12 protein-coding genes are annotated in these 11,831 nt (G+C 71.1%); 8 read left to right on the top strand and 4 right to left on the bottom strand.

Annotated features, from left to right (window positions below; all coding sequences use genetic code 11):
* Both ACE3SG_RS15360 and ACE3SG_RS15355 read right to left on the bottom strand, forming a co-directional pair.
* Positions 1–1,258 (bottom strand): ATP-dependent helicase (locus tag ACE3SG_RS15360; RefSeq protein WP_374566343.1); only part of this gene is annotated, 1,258 nt, incomplete at its 3' end.
* Positions 1,259–1,472: 214 nt separating this feature from the next.
* Positions 1,473–1,895 (bottom strand): Lrp/AsnC family transcriptional regulator, encoded by a 423-nt coding sequence (locus tag ACE3SG_RS15355; protein WP_329723934.1) that lies wholly within the window; start codon positions 1,893–1,895, stop codon positions 1,473–1,475.
* A 214-nt stretch (positions 1,896–2,109) separates the two neighbouring features.
* Here ACE3SG_RS15355 and ACE3SG_RS15350 point away from each other — a divergent pair, with 214 nt between their 5' ends.
* The 5 genes from ACE3SG_RS15350 (at position 2,110) to ACE3SG_RS15330 (ending at position 7,308) form a co-directional block, all read left to right on the top strand.
* Positions 2,110–3,180, top strand: a complete 1,071-nt coding sequence (locus ACE3SG_RS15350) for an ornithine cyclodeaminase (protein WP_374566341.1) — start codon at positions 2,110–2,112, stop codon at positions 3,178–3,180.
* A 234-nt stretch (positions 3,181–3,414) separates the two neighbouring features.
* Positions 3,415–3,999 carry a hypothetical protein gene (locus tag ACE3SG_RS15345; protein WP_374566340.1) on the top strand — a complete coding sequence of 195 codons (585 nt, stop codon included), beginning with the start codon at positions 3,415–3,417 and terminating at the stop codon, positions 3,997–3,999.
* A gap of 64 nt (positions 4,000–4,063) precedes the next feature.
* Positions 4,064–4,675, top strand: a complete 612-nt coding sequence (locus tag ACE3SG_RS15340) for a hypothetical protein (protein ID WP_374566338.1) — start codon at positions 4,064–4,066, stop codon at positions 4,673–4,675.
* Positions 4,656–6,188 (top strand): alkaline phosphatase, encoded by a 1,533-nt coding sequence (locus ACE3SG_RS15335; protein WP_374566337.1) that lies wholly within the window; start codon positions 4,656–4,658, stop codon positions 6,186–6,188. Before ACE3SG_RS15340 ends, ACE3SG_RS15335 begins: the two co-directional genes overlap by 20 nt.
* Before the next feature lie 121 nt (positions 6,189–6,309).
* Positions 6,310–7,308, top strand: coding sequence for an AEC family transporter (locus ACE3SG_RS15330; protein WP_374566335.1), 999 nt, complete (start codon positions 6,310–6,312; stop codon positions 7,306–7,308).
* Here ACE3SG_RS15330 and ACE3SG_RS15325 read toward each other — a convergent pair.
* A complete protein-coding gene (locus ACE3SG_RS15325) occupies positions 7,292–7,885 on the bottom strand; it encodes a GNAT family N-acetyltransferase (RefSeq protein ID WP_374566334.1) in 594 nt (197 codons plus the stop codon). The two genes, ACE3SG_RS15330 and ACE3SG_RS15325, sit on opposite strands and share 17 nt — an antisense overlap.
* A gap of 12 nt (positions 7,886–7,897) precedes the next feature.
* The gene (locus ACE3SG_RS15320; RefSeq protein WP_374566332.1) at positions 7,898–8,938 is read right to left on the bottom strand and encodes a S66 peptidase family protein; all 1,041 of its coding nucleotides are present in this window, start codon (positions 8,936–8,938) and stop codon (positions 7,898–7,900) included.
* 89 nt (positions 8,939–9,027) lie between these two features.
* On the opposite strand from ACE3SG_RS15320, the gene ACE3SG_RS15315 reads away from it, so the two are divergent.
* From ACE3SG_RS15315 to ACE3SG_RS15305, 3 genes are read left to right on the top strand one after another with little or no spacing between them, the layout of a single operon-like run.
* Entirely contained in the window at positions 9,028–9,372 is a 345-nt protein-coding gene (locus ACE3SG_RS15315; RefSeq protein WP_374566330.1) for an antibiotic biosynthesis monooxygenase, read from the top strand.
* A 40-nt stretch (positions 9,373–9,412) separates the two neighbouring features.
* On the top strand, positions 9,413–10,351 hold the full coding sequence (locus ACE3SG_RS15310) for a peptidylprolyl isomerase (protein WP_374566329.1): 939 nt from the start codon (positions 9,413–9,415) through the stop codon (positions 10,349–10,351).
* Between the two features lie 12 nt (positions 10,352–10,363).
* Positions 10,364–11,806 (top strand): diguanylate cyclase domain-containing protein, encoded by a 1,443-nt coding sequence (locus tag ACE3SG_RS15305; protein ID WP_374566327.1) that lies wholly within the window; start codon positions 10,364–10,366, stop codon positions 11,804–11,806.
* Positions 11,807–11,831 lie beyond the last annotated feature (25 nt).

Here is an 11,831-nt window from a genome sequence, read left to right as displayed (position 1 = left end):
TGCCGATCGTGGTGTGGCCGATGCCGCGCTTGGGCGTGGTCACCGCGCGCAGGAACGCCGGGTCGTCGTCCTGGTTGACCAGCAGCCGCAGCCAGGCGCACAGGTCCTTGATCTCGGCCTTGTCGAAGAAGCTCTGGCCACCCGACACCTTGTACGGGATCTGCGCCGCGCGCAGCTTCTGCTCGAACGCGCGGGCCAGGTGGTTGGCGCGGTACAGGATCGCGAAGTCGGCGAACTTGATCCGGGCATCGTTGCCGCGCAGCGCCTGGATGCGCGCCACGGCGCGCTCGGCTTCGTGCTCCTCGCCGTCGCACTCGGCCACCCGCACCGGCTCGCCCTCGCCGTGCTCGCTCCACAGCTTCTTCGGAAAGATCTTCGGGTTGCCGGCGATCACCTCGTTGGCCGCGCGCAGGATCGCGCTGGTCGAGCGGTAGTTCTGCTCCAGCGGGATCACCTTCAGTGTCGGAAACTCCTCGGGCAGCTTCTTCAGGTTCTCGATCGTTGCGCCGCGCCAGCCATAGATGCTCTGGTCATCGTCGCCGACCGCGGTGAACATGCCGCGCTTGAACTCGTCGGGGTGGTTGACCAGGCCCTTGAGCAGGTCGTACTGCACCGCGTTGGTGTCCTGGTACTCGTCGACCAGCACATGGCCGAACTGGTTCAGCCACTTGGTCTTCGCCTCGGGGCAGGTGGTGACCAGCTTCAGCGGCAGGCTGATCAGGTCGTCGAAATCGACCGCCTGGTAGGCCGCCAGCCGCTCTTCGTACAGCGCCATCACCTTGGCCGCGACACGCTCGTCGTCGTCCTGTGCCGCGGCGGCCGCACCGGCGCTGTTCAGGCCCTGGTTCTTCCACAGGCTGATCGTCCACTGCCAGCGCCGCGCCATCGCGTTGTCGGTGCAGGCCCCGGCGTCGCGGATCACGCCCAGCACATCGTCGGCATCGAGGATGGAGAAGTTCGGCTTCAGCCCGAGTTGCTCGCCGTCCTCGCGCAGCATGCGCACGCCCAGGCTGTGGAAGGTGCTGATCGCCAGGTCCTTGGCCGCCTTGGCCCCGACCAGCGCCTTGGCCCGCTCGCGCATCTCAAGCGCGGCCTTGTTCGTGAAGGTGATCGCGGCGATCTGCTTCGGCGCCATGCCGGTCTGCAGCAGGCGGGCGATCTTGTGCGTGATGACCCGCGTCTTGCCGGAGCCGGCACCGGCCAGCACCAGGCAAGGCCCTCGCAGGTAGTGGACGGCCTCCATCTGGGCCGGGTTCATGGAAGCGGGAGCGGTCATGGAGCCCCCACGCTCCCTTCCGGTCGCTGCCCTGCAGGCCGCCCCGGGCAAGAGGCCCGGCCCCTTGCCAGGCACAAACGGTCCCCAGGACCGTTTGTGTCCGGGCAAGGCCCCCCGAGGGGACTTTTGCAGCGGACCGGCAGAGCCGGATCCGCGCAAATCCCTTGGAGGAAGTGCGGCAGCGTCGAGGCGTGGGTCATAGCTTGTGGGTTGATAGGAGGAGACTGGTTTCGGTATGGGCGATGCCCTCGATCAAGCGGATGCGGCTGAGCACGCGGTCGAAGGCTTCGAGGCTGTCGGCGCGCAGTTCGGCCACGATGTCCCAGCGGCCGTTGGTGGTGTGCAGCGTCTGCACCGCCGGGTCGCCGCGCAGCGCGCGGATCACCGCGTCGGCCGCGTTGCCCTCGACCGCGATCGTCATCAGCGCGGCGATGCGGTTGGCTTCGGTCTGCGGTTTCAGCCGCACCGTGTAGCCCACGATGGTGCCATTGGCCTCAAGCCGGGCGATGCGGTTTTGCACCGTGCCGCGCGCCACCCGCAGGGTCTTGGCCAGCGAGGCGACCGAAGCGCGGGCGTCGGCACGCAAAAGGCTGAGCAACTGTTGGTCGACGTCGTCCATGGAGATTTGATCAAAACGCCAGCCAATTCTAGCGTTTTGCGCAATTGGCCTTACAGATTGCGCAGTTTGCTGTCTTCTTGTTGGCTGCACTCCTGCCGAAAATTCAGGCAAGGCATTGCACGGGGGCCGCGTGCAGCGCTGTTGGTACTCACTGACATCGGTGAATTGCCCATTCGAGACACCCCGGCCCACCTAACCGCAAGACGAGAGTCCCATGGTCGACTACATCGGCATCGCCGACATCCAACGCCTGGTCCAGCATATCGGGGCCGGCGCCTTCATCGAACGCCTGGCCGGCGAAATCGAGGCCGATTACCGGCGCTGGGCGACCTTCGAGAAATCCGCCCGCCTGGCCAGCCACTCCGACGTCGGCGTGATCGAGCTGATGCCCACCAGCGACGGCGCGCTGTACTCCTTCAAATACGTCAACGGCCACCCGAAGAACACCTCGGAAGGCCTGCTCACCGTCACCGCCTTCGGCGTGCTGGCCGATGTGCAGACCGGCTACCCGGTGCTGCTGTCCGAACTGACGGTCACCACCGCGCTGCGCACCGCCGCGATGTCGGCGCTGGCCGCCAAGTGGATGGCCCGCCCCGACAGTCGCGTGATGGCGCTGATCGGCAACGGCGCGCAAAGCGACTTCCAGGCGATCGCCTTCCACCGCATGCTCGGCATCCGCGAGCTGCGCCTGTTCGACGTCGACGGCCAGGCCAGCGCCAAGCTGGAGCGCAACCTGCGTGCGCAGCCCGAGCTGTCCGACCTGACGATCGTGCGTTGCGAGTCGACCGCCGAAGCCACCGAAGGCGCCGACATCATCACCACCGTCACCGCCGACAAGCGTAACGCGGTGATCCTCGAGCCGTCGATGATCCGCCCGGGCGTGCACATCAACGGCGTCGGCGGCGACTGCCCCGGCAAGACCGAGCTGCACCGCGACATCCTGCTGCGTGCCGACGCTCGCGTGATCGTCGAGTACGAGCCGCAGTCGCGGGTCGAAGGCGAGATCCAGCAGCTGCCGGCCGATTTCCCGGTGACCGAGTTCGCCGACATCGTCGCCTCGGGCCACAGCGCCCGCCAGAGCGGCGACCAGGTCACGATCTTCGACTCGGTCGGCTTCGCGCTCGAAGACTTTTCGGCCCTGCGTTTCCTGCACCTGCTGCTGGGCGAGCAGAAAGAGGCGTCGCGCCAGATCGACCTGGTGCCGCGCCTGGACGACCCGAAAGACCTGTTCGGCGGCGTGCTGGGTGGCACACCCGCTCGCGCCAAGCTGCGCCGCGTGGCCTGAGCCTGCGCGCTTCGGCGCTGCCTCGATCGAAAGCCCGGGTCCGCCCGGGCTTTGTCGTTTCTGCGGGGGTCATGCTTATGCGTCCCTGATGCCCGGTCGACGAAGCTGGCGGCATCAGGGCGACGGCCAGGCTGACCCCGCCGCCTTCCCGCTTGCCGCAGCCGCTGCGGCATCCGGGCTTGTTAGGCCAGCCATGTCTGTGGCGGGGTTCGCCCGCCGACGAAAGGCGCCGCCATGCCCTCGCTTGCCGAGTTCCAACTTCTCCCGCTGGTCCAGGTGTCCGGCCAGCCCCATCTGCCGCAGGCCAGCCAGACGGCCACCCTGACCGACTCGGCGATCAGCCAAATGACCGACCTGCGCCTGGCGCCGTGCGTCAAGGTCGACCACCGCGACGGCATCGCGCCGACGCTGCACGTGATGCACCGCGCCGGCGTGCGCATGGCCTTCGTCACCGGCATCACCGGCGAGCTGATCGGCCTGGTGACCGCCGACGACCTGCAGGGCGAGCGGCCGATGCTGCGCGCGATGGCCGACCATGTCTGCGTCGAAGAACTGTCGCTCGACCAGCTGATGGCCCCGCGCGCCGAATGGCAAGTGGTCGACGCCTGGCAGGTCGAGCACTGCCGGCTCGGCAACGTGGCCGCGACGATGCGCGAGCACGGCCTGCGCTACCTGCTGGTGGTCGAGCGCAGCGCCGCCGGCACCCAGATCCGCGGCTTGTTCTCGGCCCGCCGGCTTGAGCTGGTGCTGGGCGTCGAGCTCGCCTCGGGGCCGCTGTCGCGCAGCTTCGCCGAGCTCGAGGCGGCGCTGGTGCGCTGACGCCGGCGGGCACGGCGGGGTAAGCTCGCGCGCCGGTCTTTCGCTGCGCGCAGCGCCCGCCCCCTTGTCGACGACGCCCCCGCCACCACCACCCCAGCGCATCCAGATCATCGGCGCGTCCTGCGCCGGCAAGACGACGCTCGGCCGCACGCTGGGCGCGCGCCTGGGCCTGCCGTTCACCGACCTGGACGACCTGTGGTGGTCGCCCGGCTGGATCGAGGCCGGCCACAGCAGCCTGCGCCGCCGGCTCGAGCCACTGGCCGCCTCGCCCGCCTGGGTCGTCAGCGGCAACTACTTCGCCAGCAGCGAACCGGTGCTGTGGCCGCGGCTGCAGTGGCTGATCGTGCTGGACTTCCCGCTCGGCCTGCTGACACGCCGGGCACTGTGGCGCACCGCGCGCCGCGCGGCCACCGGCGAGAACTGCTGCAACGGCAACCGCGAGCAGTGGCTGCGGCTGCTGCACCGCGACGGCGTCGTTCGCTACACCTGGCGCACCTGGGCTGCCCGCCATGCGCGCTACCAGGCCCTGGCCGACGAGCCGGCGCTGGCCACGGTACGGGTCACGCGCCTGGGCCGCCCGGCCGACGTCCAGGCCCTGCTCGGCAGCCTGCCGCCCTCGTCGTCAACAGCCCCCGCGCCGCAGCTGGGCCCCGCCGATGCACCCGACCCTGCTTGACAGGCAACGGCGCGCACTGCTCGCGGCCACGCTGGCTGCCGGCGCGGCGCCGGCCTTCGTTCGCCGGGCGCTGGCGGCCGATGTGCCGCGCTTCGAGCTCGGTGTGGCCAGCGGCTTTCCGCAGCCCGGCGGCATGGTGCTGTGGACGATGCTGACCGGCGCCAACCTGCCCGAGCGCGCCGAGGTGCGCTGGGAACTGGCGCGCGACGAAGGCTTTCGCGACATCGTCGCGCGCGGCACCGAGACCGCCGACGCGGCCTGGGGCCACAGCGTGCACGCCGAGCCGGGCGGGCTGGCGCCCGGGCGCTGGTACTGGTACCGCTTCGAGGCCTTGGGCGCCCGCAGCCCGGCCGGCCGCACCCGCACCGCGCCGGCGCCCGACGAGGCCGCGCCGCTGGCCTTCGCGATCGCCAGCTGCCAGCGCTACGACGCGGGCCGCTACGCCGCCTGGCGCCAGCTGGCGAGCGAGCCGCTGGACCTGGTGCTGTTTCTTGGCGACTACATCTACGAGTACCCGTCACTGCCGACCGCCGTGCGCCAGCACGAGGCCGGCTACACCCGCACGCTTGACCAGTACCGCGCCCGCTACGCCACCTACCAACGCGACCCGCTGCTGCAGGCCGCCCACGCCGCTTGCCCGTGGCTGCTGGTGTGGGACGACCACGAGGTCGAGAACGACTACGCCGGCCTGCAGGGCAACCAGCTGCAGGCGGACTTCCCGGCCCAGCGCGCCGCCGCCTACCAGGCCTACTGGGAGCACCTGCCGTTCCCGAAGGTGCTGCGGCCCGCCGGCGGTGCCGAGATGCGCATCTACGGCGCCCACGACTGGGGCCGATTGGCGCGCATCCTGGCGCTCGACGACCGCCAGTACCGCGACCCGCAGGCCTGCCAGAAGCCCGGCCGCGGCGGCTCGGGCACGGTGTCGCTGAAAGACTGCCCGGCCTTGCGCGACCCGCGCCGCACGCTGCTGGGCCCGGCCCAGGAGCAGTGGCTGGCCCAGGCCTGGGCCACCGACCGGCCATGGAACCTGCTGGCCCAGCAGACGCTGATGGCGCGCTTTGCGTGGAGCGACCCGGCCGGCGCCGACGGCGGCCTGTACTGGACCGACGGCTGGGACGGCTACGCGCCGGCGCGCCAGCGCCTGCTCGACGGCATCGCACAGCGCAAGCTCGGCGGCGCCGTGGTGCTGGGCGGCGACGTGCATGCGCACTACGTGGCCGACCTGAAGGCCGATTTCGCCGACCCGCGCTCGGCCACGCTGGCGACCGAGTTCTGCGGCAGCTCGATCACCAGCCTCGGCCTGGACCAGGCCAGGATCGACGCCGCGCGCGCGCTGAACCCGCATGTCCGATGGGGCCGGGCCGACCAGCGCGGCTACATCAGCTTCAGCCTCGACGCGAAGCAGGTCGAGGCGCGATTGATGGTGGTCACCGATGCAAAGGATGCGAGCAGCCCGGTCAACCTCGCCGCCCGCTTCGTCGTCGAAGCCGGCCGCCCCGGCGCACAGACATGAGCCCCCACGCCCCCTTCCGGGGGCTGCCCCCCGAGGGGGCTCGCGCAGCGGACCAGCAAAGCCGGATCCGCGCACGCCACTTGATGACGAGCGGCGCTTCGCGCGCTCGGCAATCCATGCGATGAGCGCCATCTTCGCCGTCACGCTGCCGTTCTTCGCGCTGGTGCTGTGCGGCTACCTCGCCGCGCAGCGCCACGTGTTGCCGGCCAGTGCGATCCCGGGCTTGAACGCGTTCGTGTTGTTCTTCGCGCTGCCCTGCCTGCTGTTCCGCTTTGGCCAGAGCACGCCGCTGCTGCAGTTGCTGAACCCGGCGGTGCTCGGGGTCTATGTGCTGGCCGCGCTGGTCATCGTGTTCTTCACGATCGCGATCACGCTGAGCACGCAGCTCGGCATGAAAGACGCCGCGTTCGGCGCGCTGGTGGCGGCCTTCCCCAACTCGGGCTTCATGGGTGTGCCGCTGCTGGTGGCGCTGCTCGGTCAGGCCGCCGCCGGGCCGGTGATCTGCACCGTGCTGGCCGACATGCTGGTCACCAGCTCGTTGTGCCTGGGGCTGGCGCAAGCTGGTGGCGCCGGCGGCGGCCGCGCGGCCGGCGTGCGCGCGCTGCGGGGCGCCTTGTCCAACCCGCTGCCGTGGGCCATCGTGCTGGGCGCGGCGGCCGGGGTCACGCAGCTGCAGTTTCCGGCGCCTGTGCAGACCATCGTCAAGATGCTGGCCGATGCGGCGAGCCCGGTCGCGCTGTTCACGATCGGCGCGGTGCTGTGGCGCTCGCGCGACCCGGCGCACCGCAGCACCGATGTGGACGACGGCTCCCCGCCGCCGGTGGCCACGCCGCTGCGCCAGGTGGCCCCGGTGGCCGCGATCAAGCTGCTGCTGCACCCGCTGCTGGTGCTGCTGCTGGGCGCCGGGGCGCGCAAGGTCGGCGTGCCGCTGGGCAGCTTCGAGCTGATGGCGCTGACGCTGACCGCCGCCCTGCCCAGCGCCAGCAACGTGTCACTGCTGGCCGAGCGTTATGGCGCCGACAACGGCCGCGTGGCGCGCATCATCATGGCGTCGACCGCGCTGGCCTTCGTCAGCTTCAGCGCCGCGGCCTGGCTGTTCGGCGTCAAGCCGCAGGGCTGACGCGGCGCAGCCAGTCCGGCCGCAGCAGGCCGTACAGGCCCGAGTCGGACACCTCGCCCGCCACCCACCAGCGCTCGCGCAGCGTGCCTTCGAGCCGGAAGCCCAGCCGCTCCAGGCTGGCGGCCGAGGCGGCGTTGCGCGGGTCGATGTCGGCCTCGATGCGGTGCAACAGCAGGTCGTCGAACGCAGCGCCCGGCCGGTGGTCGAAGGCCGAGCCGACCAGCGCCGACAGCGCCTCGTGCATCAGGCCGCTGCCTTGCTGGTCGTGGGCCAATGCGTAGCCGATCTCGGCGCGGCGGTTGTTGGCGTCGATCTTGAACAAGCTGGCGGTGCCGACCACCCGGCCGAGATCGCGCCGCACCAGGCCGAGCCGCAGGTCGCGCCGGCCGGCCGCGGCCTCGCGGTCCGACGCGACCATCTGCAGGGCCTGCGACGGGTCGGTCCAGGCGGTGGACGACCAGTAGCGCATCACGCGCGGGTCGCCGAAGATTGTGAACAGGTCGGCGGCATCGGCCTCGGTCAAGAGGCGCAGCGTCAGGCGCGGTGTGGTGATCGACAGGTCGGCAAATGGGGTCATGGGGTGTCGGGGTCAGTGGTTCCAGGTCTGGCTCAGCCAGCCGCTGCCATCTTCAAAACGGCAGGTGGCAAGCGCGCCGTTGACCAGCGTCAGCTGTGGCTGGCGGTGGCCGATGTCCAGGTCGACCAGCACCGGGCACGGCAGGTCGCCGAGCGCGTCCGCGGTGGCCTGGGCATGGCCGAGGCGGTGCGGGTCGGTGACCTCGGGCGCCGCCGAGCGGCCGAGCAGCACGCCGGCCAGGTGGTCGAACCAGCCATGCAGGCGCAGGCTGTTGAACGTGCGCAGCATCTCGCACGGGCTCTGCTCGCAGTTCTCGAGGTAGAGCAACACGCCCTCGCTGCCGCAGCGGCGCACGAAGCCGGGCACGTCGCCAAAGCGTGTGCCGGCCAGGCGGCTCACCGTGTCGAGGCAGCCGCCGATCAGCCGGCCTTGCACGGTGAGCGGTTCGTCGCGGCCATCGAGCCGGCGCCAGCGTGTCGGCTCGGTCTGGTTCAGCGCTGCATGGGCGTCGGTCTCGAACGGGATCCACTGCACCTGGTGGCGGCTGGACGCGCGCTGCCCGATCGGCGCGCGGCCGTCGTGTGCCAGCACGTCGAACACGCCGTTGACCAGCGGGTCGGTCTGGCTCGGCGCCAGGTCCATCAGGTGGCTGCCATGCGCGCTGGCCCAGCCGGCGCACAGCGCCAGCGGCAGCTGCAAGGTGCTGATGTCGGAAAAGCCGAGCAGCCATTTGGGCGGCAGGGCACGCAAGGCATCGAAGTCCAGCAAGGGCAGCAGCTCGATCGCCCGCTCGCCACCCCACGGCGGCAGCACCGCGGCGATGCCAGGGTCGGTCAGAAAGCGCATCAACTCGGCCGCGCGCTGCGCCGCAGGTGCGCTGGCGTCGTGGTGCTGATGGCGCAGGCAATCGCCTTCGACCACGTGGAAGCCCCGCGCGCGCCAATGCGCCAGCACCAGGTCCAGCCGCGGCAGCGCGCCCGGCGCCACGCCCGACGATGGCGCGGTGATGGCGACCGTGTCGCCAGGTCGCAAAGGGTGGGGAAAGCGGAGCATCGCGCAAGCCATGGTTTACCAGGGCCGCACAGGCTACCTCAGCGCGAGAGACTGGGGGCACGCCACACCCCCGCATGGAGGATCAGCCGATGACACCGACGACGACCGCCCGCCTGGTGATCGTGGCCTACCGCCCCCGCCCCGGGCAGGCCGCGGCCTTGGCCGACGTGGTGCGCCGCCACGGCCCGGTGCTGCGCGCCGAGGGCCTGGTGACCGCGCGGCCGTTCACCACCTGCGAGGCCGCCGACGGCACGCTGGTCGAGATCTTCGAGTGGCGCTCGGCCGAGGCGATGGCCGCCGCGCACAACAATCCGCAGGTCCAGGCCTTGTGGGCCGAGTTCTTCGCCGCCTGCGAGTACCTGCCGGTGGGGCTGGTGGCCGAGGCGGCCCAGCTGTTCAGCGAGTTCACGCCGCGCGACGACCTGGTTGGTTAAGCTGCGCGGCTTCCCAGAACACCAACCCGGAGCTTTGTCGATGAGTTGTCTGTTTCGCGCCGCGGCCGTCATGGCTGCGTTGGTTGCGCCGGCCACGATGGCCGCCCCCGCAGCCGCAACGCCCGGCTTGACCGTGGCCCAGGTGCTGGAGCGCTCCCCCGCCAAGGACTGGCGCCCGCTCGACCCGCAGAACACGCTGCTGATGGACCTGGCCGCGGACAACTCGCGCCAGGTGATCATCGAGCTGGCACCGCGTTTCGCGCCGCGCCATGCGGCCAACATCCGCACCCTGGCGCACGAGGGCTACTGGGACGGCCTGGCCATCATGCGGGTGCAGGACAACTACGTGACCCAGTGGGGCGACCCGAACGGCGAAGTGCCCGAGAAGACCAAGCCGCTCGGCAGCGCGTCGCCCCACCTGCCGGCCGAGTTCTCGGTGCCATTGAAGGGCCTGCCGCTGGTGCGCCTGCCCGACGCCGACGGCTGGGCGCCGGTCACTGGCTTCGTCGACGGCATGCCGGTGGCGGCCGACCCGAAGACCGGCCAGGCTTGGCTCGCCCACTGCTACGGCGTGGTCGGCGCCGGCCGCGACATGGCCAAGGACAGCAGCAACGGCACCGAGCTGTACACCGTGATCGGCCAGTCGCCGCGTGGGCTGGACCTGAACATCACCGTCGTCGGCCGCGTGCTGCAGGGCATGCAGCACCTGGCCGCGTTGCCGCGCGGCACGGCCGAGATGGGCTTCTACGGCCCGGGCGAGCAGCGCACGCCGATCCAGCGGGTGCGGCTGCTGGCCGACGTGCCCGAGGCCGAGCGGCCGGCGCTCGAGGTGCTGCGCACCGACAGCGCCACCTGGCCGGCGCTGCTGCAGGCGCGGCGGGTGCGCCGGGAAGAGTGGTTCGTCCACAGCCCGCACCACATCGGGCTGTGCAACGCAACCGTGCCGCTGCGGCCGCGGGTGGCCCCCAAACAAGGCTGAGCCTCACGCGCCATGGTCGACCTGTATGCCGACATGTTCGAGCTGGCGCCGGTGTCCTTGTGGATCGAGGACTACAGCGCGCTGAAGCAGCTGTTCGAGCGCTGGCGCGCGCAGGGCGTGGTCGACCTGCGCGCCCACCTGCGCGCGCGGCCCGACCTGCTGGCCGAATGCGCGCGCCGGCTGCGGCTGCTGCGCGTCAACCGGCGCACGCTCGACCTGTTCGGCGCACGCGACCTGCAGCACCTGATCGACAACCTGCACCTCGTGCTGCGCGACGACATGTTCGGCGCCTTCGTCGAAGAGCTGGGCCAGCTCTGGGATGGCCGCCTGCGCCTGTCGACACAGACCGTCAACTACACGCTGAGCGGCGAGCGGCTGAACCTGCTGCTGAAGGCCAGCGTGATGCCCGGCCACGAAACCGATTGGGAGCGGGTGCTGATCGCGCTGGAGGACGTGACCGAACGCCACCGCGCCGAGGAATACGCCCGCAGCCTGTTCGAGCATTCGCCGGTCTCGCTGTGGTGCATGGACTTCAGCGCGGTGCGCGCGCTGCTGGACGGCGCCCGCCAGGCGCATGGCGACGACGGCCCCGCGCTGCGCGACACGTGGACCTCGCCGGCCTTCGTGGCGCGCTGCCTGCAGGCTGTGCAGGTGCTGGACGCGAACCAGCACACGCTGTCGATGTTCTGCGCCGCCGACAAGGCCACCCTGCGGGCCAACCTGGCCCACCTGCTGCGCGACGACATGGGCACCGCCTTCGGCGAGCTGCTGCTCGGGCTGGGCGAAGGCCGGCTGCAACACCAGCAAGAGGCGATGGCGCAGCGGCTGGACGGGCGGCCGGTGTTCGTCTACCTGCAGTTCTCGGTGCTGCCCGGCCACGAGGCCCGCTGGGACCGGGCGCTGATGTCGCTGACCGACATCACCGCCCGCAAACGCGCCGAGGCCGACCTGGCCTACGTCAGCAGCCACGACGCGCTGACCGGCCTGCGCAACCGCGGCTTCTTCAACACCGAGCTGGCGCGGCTGGACCGGCTGACCACCACCCCGGCCACCCTGCTGGTGATCGACCTGGACGGGTTGAAGGCCACCAACGACCAACTCGGCCATGCCGCCGGAGACGAGCTGCTGCGCCGCGCCGGCCGCGTGATCGGCGCGCTCACCCCGGCCGCAGGCACCGCGGCGCGCATCGGTGGCGACGAGTTCGCGCTGCTGCTGGCCGGCGGCAGCGAAGACGATGCCCTGCGCATCGCACAGGCCTTGCGCGACGCACTGGTCCAGGAAAACCTGGTGGACCCGGCGGCGCCAGCGGCGCCGAGCCTGTCGTTCTCGATCGGCATGGCCACCCGGCTGGCGGGCGAGCCCCTGGGCGCCACCTTGCACCGCGCCGACGCACAGATGTACGAAAACAAGCGCCGGCACTACGCAGCGCGCGGCGCCGATCGGCGCACCAGCTGACGGCCACGCCTCCGCGCCGCGCGGC

The organism is Ideonella sp. (assembly GCF_041914305.1).
Taxonomy (GTDB): Bacteria; Pseudomonadota; Gammaproteobacteria; order Burkholderiales; family Burkholderiaceae_C; genus Ideonella.
This window is presented reverse-complemented; position numbering and strand designations above follow the sequence as displayed.